11 protein-coding genes are annotated in these 16,155 nt (G+C 64.1%); 6 read left to right on the top strand and 5 right to left on the bottom strand.

The features are described from left to right. Positions 1-15 precede the first annotated feature (15 nt). Positions 16-1,545, bottom strand: coding sequence for an XrtA system polysaccharide chain length determinant (locus tag ACQ4W6_RS21150; RefSeq protein ID WP_436569137.1), 1,530 nt, complete (start codon positions 1,543-1,545; stop codon positions 16-18). 273 nt (positions 1,546-1,818) lie between these two features. Here ACQ4W6_RS21150 and ACQ4W6_RS21145 point away from each other — a divergent pair, with 273 nt between their 5' ends. After that, a complete protein-coding gene (locus ACQ4W6_RS21145; RefSeq protein WP_436569136.1) occupies positions 1,819-2,442 on the top strand; it encodes an XrtA/PEP-CTERM system exopolysaccharide export protein in 624 nt (207 codons plus the stop codon). 197 nt (positions 2,443-2,639) lie between these two features. Then, the gene (locus ACQ4W6_RS21140; protein WP_436569135.1) at positions 2,640-3,386 is read left to right on the top strand and encodes an N-acyl amino acid synthase FeeM domain-containing protein; all 747 of its coding nucleotides are present in this window, start codon (positions 2,640-2,642) and stop codon (positions 3,384-3,386) included. Between the two features lie 23 nt (positions 3,387-3,409). On the opposite strand, the gene ACQ4W6_RS21135 is transcribed toward ACQ4W6_RS21140, so the two are convergent. The 3 genes from ACQ4W6_RS21135 to prsT are packed head-to-tail and all read right to left on the bottom strand — an operon-like array spanning position 3,410 to position 9,540. Then, complete coding sequence (locus ACQ4W6_RS21135) at positions 3,410-4,183, bottom strand: S1 family peptidase (protein ID WP_436569134.1); 774 nt, start codon at positions 4,181-4,183, stop codon at positions 3,410-3,412. Continuing rightward, positions 4,180-6,711: a hypothetical protein gene (locus ACQ4W6_RS21130; protein ID WP_436569133.1), complete on the bottom strand. Its 2,532-nt coding sequence runs from the start codon at positions 6,709-6,711 to the stop codon at positions 4,180-4,182. Before ACQ4W6_RS21130 ends, ACQ4W6_RS21135 begins: the two co-directional genes overlap by 4 nt. A 21-nt stretch (positions 6,712-6,732) precedes the next feature. Further along, positions 6,733-9,540 carry an XrtA/PEP-CTERM system TPR-repeat protein PrsT gene (gene prsT / locus ACQ4W6_RS21125; protein WP_436569132.1) on the bottom strand — a complete coding sequence of 936 codons (2,808 nt, stop codon included), beginning with the start codon at positions 9,538-9,540 and terminating at the stop codon, positions 6,733-6,735. A 223-nt stretch (positions 9,541-9,763) separates the two neighbouring features. Here prsT and ACQ4W6_RS21120 point away from each other — a divergent pair, with 223 nt between their 5' ends. From ACQ4W6_RS21120 to ACQ4W6_RS21105, 4 genes are all read left to right on the top strand, one after another. Beyond that, positions 9,764-11,068: a nucleotide sugar dehydrogenase gene (locus ACQ4W6_RS21120; RefSeq protein ID WP_436569131.1), complete on the top strand. Its 1,305-nt coding sequence runs from the start codon at positions 9,764-9,766 to the stop codon at positions 11,066-11,068. A gap of 137 nt (positions 11,069-11,205) precedes the next feature. Beyond that, positions 11,206-12,402, top strand: coding sequence for an SDR family oxidoreductase (locus ACQ4W6_RS21115; RefSeq protein ID WP_436569200.1), 1,197 nt, complete (start codon positions 11,206-11,208; stop codon positions 12,400-12,402). Positions 12,403-12,871: 469 nt separating this feature from the next. Further along, positions 12,872-14,053, top strand: coding sequence for a chymotrypsin family serine protease (locus ACQ4W6_RS21110; protein WP_436569130.1), 1,182 nt, complete (start codon positions 12,872-12,874; stop codon positions 14,051-14,053). A 161-nt stretch (positions 14,054-14,214) separates the two neighbouring features. Continuing rightward, on the top strand, positions 14,215-14,559 hold the full coding sequence (locus ACQ4W6_RS21105) for a hypothetical protein (RefSeq protein ID WP_436569129.1): 345 nt from the start codon (positions 14,215-14,217) through the stop codon (positions 14,557-14,559). A 156-nt stretch (positions 14,560-14,715) separates the two neighbouring features. Here ACQ4W6_RS21105 and ACQ4W6_RS21100 read toward each other — a convergent pair whose 3' ends face one another. Next, positions 14,716-16,152: a catalase gene (locus ACQ4W6_RS21100; protein WP_436569128.1), complete on the bottom strand. Its 1,437-nt coding sequence runs from the start codon at positions 16,150-16,152 to the stop codon at positions 14,716-14,718. Between the last annotated feature and the right edge of the window lie 3 nt (positions 16,153-16,155).

Below are 16,155 nucleotides of genomic sequence, written 5' to 3'. Positions count from 1 at the left end.
CTCCCGTGGCGTGGTCTAGAATTTGAGCTGCACGGCCGTCATGATGCCGCCGTACAGCACGAACAGGCTGCCCAGGCAGGCGCCGAAGGCGTAGCGGGCGCGGCGCCGGCGCACCTGCTGCAGCGCGGTCCAGTTCATCGATACCGTGCCTAGCACGTTCAAGCCGGTGGCATCGCGCAGTTCGGCCGGGCTGAGGAAGGTGGGGCGTACCTGGCTGATCAGGAGGGCGGCGGCGATGCCGGCCACCAGCGCCGCGCCCAGCGCCGCGCTGAACAACAGCGCGCGGTTCGGGCCGATGGGCTTGTATTGCACGGTGGGCGGATCGATGATCTTGAAGGCCATCATGTCGGTGGTGGAACTGAGTTCGCCCGACAGCTTGGCCGCTTCGCGCCGGCCGATCAGCTTTTCATAGTTTTCCTTATTGATGACGTAGTCGCGGTTCAGTTGCGCCAGTTGCGACTCCACCTCGGGCACGGCATTGCTTTGCGCCAGCAATCGCGCGTTGCGCGCGCCATATTCCTGCACGCGGGCGCGGATGGCGGCCACCTTGGCATCCGCATCCGTCAGCGCCACCTTCAATTGCTGCAGCATGGGGCTGTAATTCTTGCCCGGATCGCCGGACGCCGCCTTGAGCTTGCTTTCCTCTATCTTGCGCTGTTCCAGCTGGGCGACCAGGCGTTTCGAGGCGATGATGTCGGGATGCAATTCCGTAAATTGCATGCGCAGGCTGTCGAGGTTCTTGTTGAGCGAGGCGATGCGCTCGTCGAGCTCGGGATTGGTGATGCCCGCCGCGCTCGGTTCCAGGTCCAGCACCGGCTCGTCGCCTTCGATCTGGCTCTGGATCGCCTTGCGCGACTGTTCCGCCTCGAGCAGTTCCAGCCTGGCATTGTTCAGGCTATCGGACGACATCAGCAGCTGGCTGCCATAGTCGATGCCCTGGCGCGGCAGCAGCAGGTTGTTGCGCAGCTTGAATTCCTTCACCAGGTTTTCCGCCGCGCTGAGCTTGTCCTCGTAATTCTTGATCTGTTCGTCGATGAATTGCACGGCCTTCTGCGAATCGCCTTTCTTGCCCTGGAAACTGCCTTCGACAAAAATGGTCAGCAGGCTTTGCACCACGTCGCGCACCAGTTTCGGGTCGCGCCCGCTGTAGCTGATGGTGTAGATGTCGAAGGCATTCGTGCCGGTAATCTTGATGCGCCCCATCAATTCATCAAGCTGCGCCTCGTGTTCGCGCACGGTTTTCGAGCCCAGGTCGAGGTCGACCATGCGCATGACGCGCTCGACGTTGGGGCGGCTGAGCAGGGTGCGGCTCATGATGGCCACCTGCTGCTCCGCGTTGGGCACGCTGGTCATGCCGGACAGCAAGGGCTTGAGGATGGTTTGCGTATCGACAAACACGCGCGCCCTGGTTTGATAGTCGTCGGGCAGGCTGATGACCTTGATGAAACCGGTAATGGCCACCAGCCATGCCACCAGCAACGCATGCCAGCGGTATTTCCAGATGCCTTTCAGGCTGGAAAGCAGTTGCTGTAGCAATTCCTCCATGGCGCTTCCTTCAGGTGACGGTGCTTGGCGGGGGCGGCGGCGCGGAAAGCGACGTTGCGATGCAGTTGTTGCTTGTTGCTTGTTGAGCAAAGTATAGGGCGCCTGTTGGGCAAGATTTCCCAAGATGATTGCTTCTTGATACGCCTCAAGGTTCACTTGCCGTGTTTTCATAATCATAGGAAGTTGGCGGCCCAGGCTGCTTCTGCGCGGCCGGCGGTTTGACGTGCCGCCCTACGCGCCACCCGACGCGCCATCGACTCGAAGAGGCCCAGCATGAATCTGTTTCGCCGTGCATTCGTATTCAACACGCTGGCCGTGGCGGCCACGGCCAGCCTGCTGGGCGCCTGCCGCTCGCGCCTCCCGCTGGCGCCCGCCGACGACAGCGCGCCCATGCACGACTATCTGATCGGGCCGGGCGACTCCGTCAACATCATCGTCTGGCGCAATCCGGAAGTGTCGCTGACGGTGGCCGTGCGGCCCGATGGCAAGATCACCACGCCGCTGGTGGAAGACCTGGTGGCCAGCGGCAGGACCTCGACCCAGCTGGCGCGCGATATCGAACAGGCCTTGAGCAAGTTCATCCAGCAGCCCGTGGTGACGGTCATCGTGACGAATTTCTCGGGGCCGTATGGCGAGCAGATCCGTGTCATTGGCGAGGCGGCCAAGCCGCAGGCGCTGCCATATCGGCTGGGCATGTCGCTGATGGACGTGCTGATCGCCGTGGGCGGCATCACCGATTTTGCCGCCGGCAACAAGGCCAGCATCATCCGCATGCGCGAAGGCAGCCAGCAGCAACTGCGCGTGCGGCTCGACGATTTATTGAAAGACGGCGATATTTCGGCCAACGTCATGATGCGGCCCGGCGATGTCCTGTTGATACCGGAGAGTTTTTTCTAGTCAGCACGCCAGAGCGTTCAAGGCAGCACTTTGTGTGTTGCTTTGTACTTTTTGGCAAATTTCATGGTGTTGTTTTGCTATTAAATAAGATATTTCTTCTGTTTTTTTAGTCATCGCGGGAACTTCTTCAGTTTTGATCTTGTCACAAGACATTGGCTTCAGTCCGTCTCGACGGCAGCCGATTACGTGAGGACACGATGACTTTTGAAGATGAACCTATTATTTCCTTCGACACCCCGGCCGGTTTCAGCAACCTGCTGGTGGGCGAGGGGACGATCGACCCGGCCATGGAGCACGAGCTCGATCTGCAGCGCTTTCATATCCGCATGGCCAATTCGCGCGGACGGCGCGAAGCGGCCAGCTTGCTGATCCGCAAGATGTACGGCTGGCGCGGCTATGCCGTCGACCCCGCCGTCGCCCATGCGCTGAACAAAATCACCCTGTTTGCGGAAACGGTCGGCACCACCGTCGGCACCATGACGCTTTGCCTGGACGATCACGAGGCGGGCTTGCCAGCCGATGAAAACTTCCGCGACAAGCTCGACCTGCTGCGCGCCGAGGGCCGGCGCCTGTGCGAACCGTCGCGCCTGGCCATCGACAAGGGCGTCAGCAAGCGCGTGTTTGCGGCGCTGATTCATATTTCTTATATCTATGCCCACAATATCCATGGCTTTACTGATTATGTGATTGAAGTCAATCCGCGCCACGTCGTGTTTTACAAGCGCATGCTGGGTTTTCGCGACTTCGGTGGCGAACGCGAGTGTACGCGCGTGGGGGCGCCGGCCGTGCTGCTACGGCTCGATCTCGACTACATGGGGGCGCAGATCCGCAAGTATGGCGGCTTGATGGAGCAACATGGGGGAGAGCGCTCGTTTTACCCCTTTTTTTTTCCGACATGGGATGAACCGGGCATGACCGAGCGCTTGCGCCAGGGGCGCGATTGAACGCTTGTTGATTGAACGCTTATTTATTTTTTCAGCAAGATGGCTTGCATGTAGTTGCCCGGAATCGCATAGGTGATGCCGCTGGGCGCGCTGATGGCTGTCTCCTTGAGGCCTTTCAGATACACCATGTTGACGATGCCGTAGACCAGCCCCGTCGCGGGGTCGAACAAAGGGCTGCCGCTGCTGCCCGGATATGCCGTCGCGTCCAGCTGGAATACAGTGTAGGGCGACTTTTGCAGCTGCGCCAGACGGCGGGTGTCGAGCCGCTGCGCGTTTTCACTGGGCATCACCACCGGCGTCAGCGAAGACACGGTGGCGCGGTGCGTCACGTGGTGCAAACCGAGCAGCATGCCTAGCGGAAAACCCGTGAAGGCCATGGCCTGGCCTTCGCGCACCGTGGCCGCATCGCCCAGCGCCAAGGCCGGCAGCGGCGCGCCCGTCAGGCGCAGCAGGGCCAGGTCGTGTTCGGTGTCGATCGACTCCACCTTGGCGGGGCGAAATTGCGCCGTCTCGCCCTGGCCCGTGAGGATGCCGATGACCTCGTTCGGATTCGCGTCCAGCAGTTTCTCGATCACATGGGCGCAGGTCAGCACGCTCAAGCCATCACCGGCCACGAAACCCGTGCCGATGAAATTCATGGGCGGCGTGCGCGTCTTGAGCACGCTGCCCACGCCGACGATGGACGGCTTGACGCGGGCGATCGCTTGCGCCAGCGATGCATCGGCGCGGCATGGCGCGGCGGCCAGGCCAAGGCCAAGGCCAAGGCAGAACAGCAGCGCGGGCAGGAAGACTTTCATGGCGGCGACCTTTCGGCAGGGTGGGAAGAAGAGGGCGGAAGGGGCTGCAGCAGCGCGCACAGCAGCATCAGATAGGCCAGCAGGGCCAGGCGCGGCACGTCGAGCAGGCTGTCGAACAGGCCGACGACGAGAAAGCCTGCCATTGCGCCGCCGCAGGCCAGCACGCCAGCCTGGCCCAGTGGGCCATGCCTGGCGCAGCGCAGCAGGCGCAGAGCTGCCAGGCTGAGCAGGCCCAGCATGGCCAGCGCACCGCACCAGCCCGTTTCCACCAGCAATTGCAGCGCCAGGTTCTTGATATGCCACGGCAAGTGATGGTGGTCGCTGCTGAAAAACCAGTAGTTATTTGCCTGCGTAAATTGGCCATTGGCGATCAATTCCTCGCCGCCGGACGCGCGCAGGCTGAGATTGTCGATATCGACCACGGACGAGTTGGCCGTGCCGCTCGCTGCCAGTTCAAGCTGCACGGGGGGGCGCAGCAGCCAGGCGCCCGATCCCAGCGGACCGCTGTCGAACTGTACCTGGTAGTGCTGCCAGGCTGCGGCGGGCGTGCCCGGATGGACAGCCGCGTTCGCGCGCAGGCGCAGCGGGGCATTGATGCAATTTTGTGCATACAGCAACTGGCGCTGGCACAAGCGCACCAGCAGCACGGGCATGGGCATGGGCATGGCAGCGTCGCGGCGCGCATCGAGCGCGAGGCTGTAGCGCGTGCCGGGCTGCACGGGCAGCCGTTGCAGCAAGCGCAGCAGCTCGCCATAACCGGCGCTGTAGCCGGGGCTGGCCAGGCGCACATACCGATTGGGTGGATTAGGCGGATTAGTCGGATTGGGCAGATCAGGCAGATCGCCTGGATTGCCGCCTTCATCGGCGTAGGAGATGCTGGCCGGCACATCGCGCACGGGATTGTGCCAGTAATACGTGGCGGGAAAGCTGCCCAGGCCCATGCCGAACAGGCGGCTGCCCCAGTCGGCCGGCTGCATGGCCAGCACTTGGCGCCAATGGCGCAAGCGGCCCTGCAAGTCGCCCGCGCTGGTGGCGAAACGTTCCGTGGCGTAATAACTGGCCGAGACGGGGATGGCCAGCAGCAAGACGATGCTGGCCGCGCCCGCGATGCCCAGGCTGGACCGGTCCAGCCGCCACAGCGGCGCTCGCCTGCGGCCGTTGCACAGCATCAGCATGGCCAGCAGCACGACCAGGCCGGCGGGCAACAAGGCTTTGCTGCCCGCCCAATGCCAGCCTATCCAGGCGAGATTGCAGGCGAGCAAGGTCCACGCCATCATGGCCACGCCCAGGCGCGCCGGACTATGCTCGGCTGCGGTGCCGGGCAGCAGCACGGCCGCCAGCAGCAGGGCCGCCAGCAGGAACAAGAAATACGGCCCTTTCAGCCAGCCGGCGGCCAGGTGTGCGGCTGGCTCGGGCCACCAGCTGGCCAGCACCGCTTGCAGGCACAGGGCGCACAGCACGCTGGCCGGCGCCAAACGCCACGGCAGGGGCCGCGCCGCCAGCACGAAGGTTGCACCCAGCAGCACAAAGGCGGCCAGCAAGCCCCGGTAGCCGGCCAGGCTGAACATATATAAGAGCAATGCCGCACCCAGGCTGGCCAGCAGCAGGACCGGCACCAGCCTGCGCAACGGCAGCTGGCCAGATTGCGGCGTGCGCCGGCTCGCAGCGAGCACCTGCCAGAAAACCAGCAGCGCGGCCGCCAGCAGGGCTGCGTACAGGCCGCGCGAAAACGTGCTGAATGCCGCATGCAGGCCCAGGGCCAGCAGCAGCAAGGCCAGCGCAATGTGCCAGCGGCTGTGGGCGCGTGCCAGCCACAGGGCGGCAAACGGCAGGCTCAGGGCCAGATAGCCGTCGAGGGCGGCGCCGCCCGTATGCATGGCGGAAAACGGCGCCGTGGTGCGGTAGTCGCTGGACATGTTCAACAGGCCGGGAAACACGGCCCGCTCCCACAGGGTGAACAGGGCCACCATGGCCAGTCCCGCCAGCATGCCCGGCAGCGCATAACGGCGCACGCCATCGGTGCCCGCGTCGCGTCGCAGCAGCGGCAGCAGCAGCATGCTCCAGGCCCAGGCTTTGCCCAGGCGCAAGCTGTTATAGGCGCTGAGATAATTGTCCCAGGCATTTACGTCCAGGGGCGGCAGCGGCAGCAGGCCGCGCAGCAGTGCCACCAGCCAAGCCAGGCTGCACAGCAGCAGGCAAGCGCGGGCGGCAGGCGACAGCCGCGCCGCCGCCGGCTGGACCGGGCCGCCCAGGCGCCAGTAGCCGCAGGCCACCGTCAGCAACAGCAGCACGTCGATTTCTTCGAGGAAGAACCAGCCCGTCCAAGGCGCCAGGTCGAGCACGGGCAGCAGCGCCGGCACGCAGAACAGCCAGCAGGCGGGGCGCCAGCACAGCAGCAAAAAATACGCCGGCAGCAGGGCGGCAAACAGCAGGCCTGGCCAGCCGTGGCCGAGCGGGTAGTGGCGCAAAGCCAGCACGCAGGCCGCGCCCGCCACCAGGGCCAGCGGCCGCGCCGCGAGGCTGGGCATGGCCGCGTGCGCTGCCATGGCCTAGAGCTGGCTCAGCAAGGCCTGCGCTTCGGCCCGCTGCGGAAAGTCCTTGTTGGCGGCGAGCAATTGTTCCAGCCGTTTGCGCGCGGCCCCCTTGTCGCCCGACCTGGCCAGCGCCACGCTCAGGTGGTACGCGATTTCAGGTGATGCCGGCGCCAGTCCCGCCGCCTGGCGCAGCAGTGCCGTAGCGCGCTTCAGGTCGCCTTGCTGCAGCACGATCCAGCCCAGGGTGTCGAGCACGGCGGGATTCTCAGGCGCCAGTTTGAGTGCCTGCTCGGCCGTCGCCTGCGCGCGCGGGTCCTTCTCTTGCAGATAGGCCCAGGCCAGGTCGTTCAGCGCCACCAGGTTGCCCGCATCCCTGGCAACGATGTGCTGGAAGTGCTCGATGGCGGCGAGGTATTGTTTGGCCACTAGTTGGGTACCGGCCAAATACGTTCGCGTGGGCAAGTCGTCGGGATGGTCTTTCAGCCAGGCCGCCATGCGCGCCTCCGCTACGCGCGCCTGTCCCGACGCTTGCAAGGCGCGGTACAGCTGCACTTGCAGGGGACCGATCTTGCTGATTTGAAATGCCTGTTCGTACAGCTTGACGGCTTGCTGCGGCAGTTTTTGTTCCATCAGCACGTCGCCCTCTAGCTTGTAGCCGGCCGCCAGCTTGGGCTGCTGTTGCTGTACCTGCCGGGCCACGGCCAGTGCTTCGCGCTGGCGGTTCAAGCTTAGCAGCATGGCCACTTCGATCACCCTGGCGTCGAGCAAAGTGGGGTCGAGCACTTGCGCCCGCTTGACCGCTTGCAGCGCGCTGGCATGCTCGCCCAGCGCCAGGTGCAGGCTGGCGATGCGCATCTGCAAGGGCGCCGAGGTCGATTGTATGCTGGCCAGCCTGGTGTAGCTGTCGAGCGCGGCCGGCGCCTCGCCGGCGCTGTACTCCACCTGCGCGCGCAGGGCCAGCGCGTCGGCGTCGCCCGGGTGACCCATCTGCAAGGCGCGCGCCAGTTCCAGCGCTTTCCCGGGCGCCCCCGTTTTCAGGTAAAAATTACTCAGCAGCAGGGCTGGCGCGACGGCATCGGGATTGTCCCGCTGCGAGCGCTCCAGCCAGCGTTGCGCTTCGTCCGTCTTGCCCTGCGAGGCGGCCAGCTTGGCCAGGGCCGCGCCCAACTCGGCATTTTTCGGCGCTTTCGCCAGCGCCCGCTCGAAGCGCTGGCGCGCCTGCTCGGGTTTTTTCTCGGCCAGGTCGATCTGCGCCAGGTTGTTCAGTGCCGGCAAGTACAAGGGATCGATGCCGAGTGCCTGCTCGAAACTGGCGCGCGCGGCCGGCAAATCGCGCAAGGCCAGGTAGACGCCGCCTTTCAGGTTCAGCAGCAGGGGATTCGTGCCTTTCTGTTGTTTTTCCAGCATGAGCACGCTGGCCAGGGCCTTGTCGTTCTGCCCGTTGCGCAGCAAGGTCATCACCAGCATGGTGCCCGCTTGCGGCGTGCTCTTGTCGAGCATGCTGGCCCTTTCCAGCTCATCGATGGCGCGGCTGTGTTCGCCCATGCCCAGGCGGCTGATGCCCAGCGCCGCATGCAGCTTGGCCGTGTCTGGCGCCAAGCCGCTGGCCTTTTCAAAGTAGCTCGTGGCCTTGTCGTAGTGGCGCGCGCGCAAATGCGCTTCGCCCACCAGCGACAGCAATTCCACGTCGTCGGGAAAGGCGGCCAGCACGGGCGCCAGCAGGTCGATGGCAGCGTCGGTCTTGCCGCGCATCAATTCGATCGAGGCCATCATCTTGACGGCATATAAATGCCGGGGGTACACGGCCAAAAAGCGCTGCAGATAGTTTTCCGCCTGTTGCGGCGAACCGAGCGCCAGCTGCACGGCGCCGGCCAGCAGGATCGACGGCATGTGCTCGGGCGCCGCCTTGAGTACCAGCTGCAAGGCTTGCAGCGCCGCCTTGTTCTTGCCCTGGCGAAAATCGAGCAGCGCCTGCGCCTGCAGCAGGCCCAGGCTGTTGGGCGCCGACTTGCGCGCCGTGGCCAGCTGGGCGGCCGCCTGCGCAAAGCGGCTTTGCTCGATGTCGAGGTTGGCCAGGTCGATATGCGCCTGGGTATTGTCGGGTTTTAACTTGAGAATCTGCATGTAGGCCAGCCGCGCCAGGTCGTTCTTGCCTTGCAGGCGCTGCAGGTCGCCCTGCAGGCGCAAGGCGTCGAGGTTGGCGGGTGCGCTTGTCAACGCCTGCGCCAGCAGCAGCTCGGCGGCCGTCACTTGCTGTTCCAGCGCGGCGATGCGCGCCAGGCCCATCAGCGCCTCCACCTGGCCAGGATGATCGGCCAGCATGCGCGCAAACAGGCTGCGTGCTTCCTCTGGCCGGCCCAGAGCCAGCAGGGCGTCGCCGCGCAGGGCCAGCATGCTGGGGGGCAGCGCGGCATCGTCGGCGATCTCGGCCAGCACCTTGTCGAACTGGCCCAGCATCAGCCAGGACTTGCCCAGCAGGGGCATCACTTGCTGCGGTGGCAATCGCAGCGATTTTGCCTTGCGCAACTCTTTCTCAGCCGACAGCGCTTCGCCCGTGTCGATATAAATGCTGCCCAGCAGCAACCGCGCAGCGGCGTTCTCCGGGTCTTTTTGCAGCAGGTTCTTCAGCTCGATGATGGCGGCGCGCGCCTCGCCCTTCTGGCGGTACTGCTGCGCGTCGACCAGCAGGCTGTCGCTGCCGTGCGTGCCGTGGCAAGCCGTCAGCAAGGGCAGCAGCAGGGCGCAGCACAGCGCGCTGGCAGGTACGCCGGGGAAAGAGTGGAGGAGCGGACGCAAAAGGGGACGCAAAAGACGATGGGCCATGGAATTCTCCGGTAGCGGCGTGCAGGATAGGCACGATCGGCAAGGTCTAGCTTAAAAAGATGGCAGCCGGCCTCCTTGATTGCGCTCAACAGGCCGTTGATTGTTGGCGTCCATGGCCGTGCGCACTCCGTGTTTCTTGTTCCTGCTCAAGAAAGGCCGGACTGGCGACCGTAGAATTTCCTGGACGGCGCCAGTCAGGCCGCAACCATTCGGAGCACATTCTATGGATAGCAGCGTGGACAGCAGCGGCAGCGTGGTAGCGGTAGTGGGACTCGGTTATGTGGGCTTGCAGCTGGCAGTCGCGTTTGGCACGCGCCAGCGCACCATCGGCTTTGACTTGTCGGCGCGCAAGGTCGAGAGCTACCGGCGGCATATCGACCCGACTGGCGAAGTCAGTCATGAACAGATGCTGGCCGCGCAGTGGCTCAGTGTCGGTTGCGATCCTGCCGCGCTGGAACAGGCCGATTTCATCGTCGTGGCCGTGCCCACGCCCGTCGACAGCGCGCACAATCCCGATTTTTCAGCCCTGGCCGGCGCCAGCGCGGCCGTCGGACGCCATATGCGGCGCGGCGCCATCGTCATCTATGAGTCGACCGTGTATCCGGGCGCCACCGAGGAAATCTGCATTCCCATCCTGGAGCAGCATTCGGGCTTGCGCTGGAAGGAAGGCTTCCATGTGGGCTTTTCGCCCGAACGCATCAACCCTGGCGACAAGGCGCACACCTTGCACACCATCCGCAAGGTGGTGTCGGGCGACGATGGCGCCACCCTGGAGAAGGTGGCGGCGCTGTACGAAGGCGTGGTCGAGGCCGGCGTGCACCGGGCCTCGAGCATCCGCGTGGCCGAAGCGGCCAAGGTCATCGAAAACACGCAGCGCGACCTCAATATTGCGCTGATGAACGAACTGGCCATCATTTTTGACCGCATCGGCATCGACACGCTGGAAGTGCTGCAGGTGGCTGGCACCAAATGGAATTTTCTGCCGTTTCGTCCCGGCCTGGTGGGCGGCCACTGCATCGGCGTCGACCCCTATTACCTGACGCACAAGGCGGAAATGCTGGGCTACCATCCGCACGTGATCCTGGCCGGGCGCCGCATCAATGACGGCATGGCCAAGTTCGTGGCGGAAAAGACCATCAAGGAAATGGTGCGTGCCGGCTTCAAGCTCAAGGGCGCGCATGTGAACGTGCTGGGCCTGACCTTCAAGGAAAATTGCCCGGACTTGCGCAATTCGAAAGTGGTCGACATGATCCACGAGCTGCAATCGTACGGCGTGCAGGTGCATGTGCACGATCCCGTCGCCGACGGGCGCGAAGCGCTGGAAGAATACGGCTTGACGCTGGAGAGCTGGGAGCAGCTGCCGCAGGCCGAAGCCATCGTCAGCGCCGTGTGCCATCAGGCGCTGCTGGCCCGCCCACTGGCCGACTTCCAGTCCAAGGTGCTGGAAAATGGCTGTTTCATCGACATCAAGTCGCATTTCGACCCCCGCCCATTGCAAGCTGGCGGCCTGAACGTGTGGCGGCTGTGATGGCGCCCGACGCTGGCAAGGCTGCTTCGGGCTCAGTACAGAACGGCGCGCGCGCCGACGCAGTGCCGGCTCAGAAGGATGGCGCACCTTCGGACGCAGCGATGCGGCCAAACGATGGCACACGCCCTGACGCAGCGATGCGTCCGGCCGCAGAGGAAAGCGCTTACGCCCAGGCTTGCGCACAGCTGGCGCAAGCGCCGCGCCGCTGGCTGGTGACGGGCGTGGCCGGCTTTATCGGTTCGCATTTGCTGGAAACCCTGCTCAAGCTGGGGCAGGAAGTGCGCGGCCTGGACAATTTCATGACGGGCCACCGGCACAATCTGGCGCTGGTGCGCGCCAGCGTGGGCGAACAGGCGTGGCGGCGCTTCACCTTCATCGAAGGCGATATCCGCGATCCGCAAGCCTGCGCGCGCGCCTGCGGCGGGGCGCTGGGTGCCGTGAATGCCGCCGATGTTGCTGATGTTGCCCATGCTGGCAGCGTGGATAGCGTGGCTAGCACCAATGGCGGTGACGGCGGTGACGCGCCTGGCGATACGCATCCTACCCATGCTACTGATACAGGTGACAGGGTCGACTATGTGCTGCACCAGGCCGCGCTGGGGTCCGTGTCCCGCTCGCTGGACGAGCCGCTGCTGTGCCATGCCGTCAATGTCAGCGGTTTTCTCAACCTGCTGGACGCCGCCCGCGCCGCTGGCGTGCGGCGCTTCGTGTATGCCGCTTCCAGCGCCACCTATGGCGACCATCCGGCCTTGCCGAAAGTGGAACAGCACATCGGCGCGCCCCTGTCGCCGTATGCCTTGAGCAAATATGTCAATGAACTGTACGCGCAAGTGTACGCGCGCTGCTACGCCACGCAAACCGTGGGGTTGCGCTACTTCAATGTCTTCGGCCCCCGGCAAGACCCGCTGGGCGCCTACGCCGCCGTGATACCGCGCTGGATCGCGGCCATGCTGGACAAGCAGCCCGTGCAGATCCACGGCGACGGCGCCACCAGCCGCGACTTTTGCTTCGTCCACAATGCCGTGCAAGCCAATATCCTGGCCGCCACCTGCGCCAACCCGCTAGCCGTCAACCAGGTCTATAACGTGGCCGTCAATGCGCGCACCAGCCTGACGCAGCTGCACGCCAGCATGCAGCAGATGCTGCTTGCCTCCCATCCGCACCACTTGCCGCAGGCGCCTGAATACGGCGACTTCCGCGCCGGCGACGTGCGCCATTCACAGGCGGACATCGCCAAGGCGGCCCGCTTGCTGGGTTATGCCCCTACGCACGACCTGGCGCAAGGCTTGCGGGAGACCATCGCCTGGTACGTGGCGCAAGCCTGCCGCGCGTGACGGTTGCGTGACGATGGCGTGAGGGCGGCGTTGGCGGGCAGGACTTGCCCGATGACGCCGCCAAAGGTGCCGCACCACGGACGCAGGCGTTGTTCAGCCACATAAGCGGCCATGCCGAGTGGCCATGGTGCGCACGAAACCTGCGCTGGCCTTCGCCATCAAGCCCATCAGGCGCCGCGTCCGCTGCGTCCGCCGCCTCGTCGCCTGCAGCTGCATCGTTCTAGGTGCCTAGGCTCGTCATCGTGACCTCATTGCTGGAGCAGCCCCTTTTCTCAGTTCGTCGATCCAGTATACGGCGCAGCCCCTGTCTGCACCGCTGATCTCGCTCAAGCTTGAGAACGGAACTATTTCCAACGCCTTTAGCACAGGGCGCGCCCGGTATGCCAGCGCCAGCGCAGTTTAATCCAGATCAATACCGCGCACCGTGGCGTACCCACACTGGATATTCCGAGCGACCTATGAGGAGAACATGATGTTTGGCAATGACAATGGTTTCAGCGCCCCACCGGGCAGCGCTGGCGGGGGGCAAACTGCAGACGATGAAGAGGCGGTCAATCAGTTCGCCGTGCCTGGCGAGGACGGTGGCATGATCGAGAGCGCGTCCGCATCGGACGTGCCCGAGGCCTTGAGTGGCGTCAGCATGGAATTGCTGGAAATTAAGCGCAGCATCGAAGACGGCATGCGCCAGGCTATTTCACAGGCGCGCGGCGTGCGCGCGGCAGATGCCTTCAGCGATGGGGGCAATATCCAGGGCGTGTCCATCGGCCTGGGCGAGGGAGCCAGCGACAGTTCGTCCGGCGAACCGGGCATGCCGGCGCTGACCCTGTATGTCGCCGAGCCAACCTCCGTCGACCGTGCCAAGGCCGCCATCGTGGGCGCCATGGGCTTGCGCGCCGTGGCCAGCGACAATGTGCCCGTGAATATCGTCGTCACGGGCTTGATCGACGCCCAGCCCCACCGTTTCCGTTTGCGTCCGGCACCGGGCGGCGTCTCGGTCGGACATTTCCGCATCACGGCTGGCTCCATCGGCTGCCTGGCCGTGGGCCGCAGCGCGCCGCGCAACAGCCGCTTGATGATACTGAGTAATAATCACGTGCTGGCCAATTCCAACAGCGCCGTGTTCAACGATTGCATTGTGCAGCCCGGCCCCATCGATGGCGGCCGCTGCCCGCAAGACCAGGTCGCCGTGCTGGAACGCTTCGTGCCCATCAATTTCAGCGGCGGCGTCAATTTTGTCGATTGCGCCACCGGCTGGGCCTGGCCAGACCGGGTGCGGCCCGAACTGGTCTATCTGAGCGGCGGCATGCCCGCGTATTTCCGCATCAGCAATGCGCTGGTGGCGCCCTCGCTGGGCATGCTGGTGGGAAAATCGGGACGCACCACGCAATTGACGCAGGGGCGCATCACGGGCCTGGGCGCCACCATCAACGTCAATTACGGCAGCGGCAGGATCGCGCTGTTCCAGGACCAGATCGCCATCACGGGCGTGAGCGGCGCGTTCAGCGCGGGCGGCGACTCTGGCTCGTCCATCTGGACCTGGAATCAGCAGCGCAATCCCGTCGGCCTGCTGTTTGCCGGTGGCGGCAATATCACGTTTGCCAACCAGATGCGCCGCGTGGTGGTGGCGCTCGACATCAAGCTGTACACATGAAGTATGGGGTCCGGCGGCGCGATGCGCGCCTTGCACTGCGCCGCCTTTTGCACGATGATGATATGGTCAGCAATAGATGCCGCACATGGCTCTGCCCGGCAAGCGGGCGTCGAGGCGCCGGGTTGCCGCGTGTATCATCGATAGCATCAGGAGGGTTTGTCATGTCAAACAGTAAATTCATGCAGTCGCCATCGGCCATCTTCGAAGATGCCGCCATGTCTTATCTGCCCGATGGCACCAGCGATCAAGGCGCGCCTGGCGCCAGCCTTGGCCAACCGGCTCAGCCGCTGCCACAGGGCCTGCTGGAAGCGGCAAAACGGCGCAACGAGCGCTCCTTGCTGGCCATCGACGGCGTCGAAGGCGTCAGCCTGGGGCAAACGGCCGTCGGCAAGGAAGCCATCGTGCTGTACCTGCGCGACGCATCTGTCAAGCGGCGCGTGCCGTCGCAAGTCGAGGGATATCCGGTAGAGACGAGTATCACGGGCCAGATCGATATCCAGCGCTAGTAGGCGCTGGCTGGCATATTGGCGCTGCGGCCGGCGCCTGCTGGCGTATTTTGCGGCCGTACTTTTGCGGGCATACTCTTGCTGCCATTCTCTTGCAAGCGAAAGAGGAAGGCCTGCTTGTGGGCCTTCCTTGCCTGTCTGGCTGCCGTGGGCGGCTTATTTGCTCAAGCGGGCTATTGCTTCGGCCACGCCCGCGCCATAGGCCGGGTCGCACAGGGTACAGTTGCCGATGTGGCGTTGCTTGACTTCATCGGACGCGCCCGAGATGGCGCGCGCCGTATTCTCGAACAGCACCTGCTGCTGTGCCGGAGCCATCAGCTGGAACAGGGCGCGCGGCTGCGAATAATAATCTTCGTCGACGCGGTGGTTCCAGTGATCGGCCGCACCTTCCAGGCTCAGGGGCGGTTCGCGGAAGTCGGGCTGCTCGGCCCATTCTTGCTCACTGTTCGGTTCATAGCCCAGGGTGCCGCCCTGGTTGCCGTCGACGCGCATCTGGCCGTCGCGGTGGTAGCTGTGGAACGGGCATTTCGGCGCGTTGACGGGAATGTGGCTGTGGTTGACGCCCAGGCGGTAGCGCTGCGCATCGCCATACGAGAACAAGCGGCCTTGCAGCATCTTGTCCGGCGAAAAGCTGATGCCGGGCACCACATTGGCCGGGTTGAAGGCGGCCTGCTCGACTTCGGCGAAGTGGTTGTCCGCATTGCGGGTCAGTTCCATCACGCCGACTTCGATCAGCGGATAGTCGCCGTGCGGCCACACTTTCGACAGGTCGAACGGGTTGATGTGATACGTGCCCGCGTCTTTTTCCGGCATGATCTGTACGAACAGGGTCCAACGCGGGAACTCCTTGTTTTCGATGCTGTCATACAAATCGCGGTGCGAGCTTTCGCGGTCCTTGCCGACCAATTCCGCGGCTTGCGCATCGGTCAGGTTTTCGATGCCTTGCTGGGTTTTAAAGGTGAACTTGACCCAGAAACGCTCGCTTTGCGCATTCAGGAAGCTGAAGGTATGGCTACCGAAGCCGTGCATGTGGCGGAAGCTGCGCGGCAAGCCCCGGTCGCTCATCACCACCGTCACCTGGTGCAGCGCTTCGGGCAGCGAAGTCCAGAAGTCCCAGTTACTGTTGGCGCTGCGCAAGCCAGTGCGCGGGTCGCGCTTGATGGCGTGATTCAGGTCGGGGAATTTCAGCGGGTCGCGCATAAAGAACACGGGCGTATTGTTGCCCACCAAGTCCCAATTGCCTTCTTCCGTATAGAATTTCAGGGCGAAACCGCGGATGTCGCGTTCCGCGTCCGCCGCGCCGCGTTCGCCGGCCACCGTGGAAAAGCGGGCAAACATCGGCGTTTTCTTGCCCACTTCGCCAAAAATCTTTGCCCGCGTATAGCGCGTGATGTCGTGCGTGACGGTAAATGTACCGTGCGCACCGGAACCCTTGGCATGCATGCGGCGTTCCGGGATGACTTCGCGGTCGAAGTGGGCCAGCTTTTCCAGGAACCACACATCTTGCAACAGGGCAGGGCCACGCGGGCCAGCCGTCTGGATGTTTTGATTGTCCACAACAGGTGCGCCAAAGGCGGTGGTCAGCTTTTTCATTGG

The organism is Janthinobacterium woesei, assembly GCF_051380875.1.
Lineage (GTDB): Bacteria > Pseudomonadota > Gammaproteobacteria > Burkholderiales > Burkholderiaceae_D > Janthinobacterium.
This window is presented reverse-complemented; position numbering and strand designations above follow the sequence as displayed.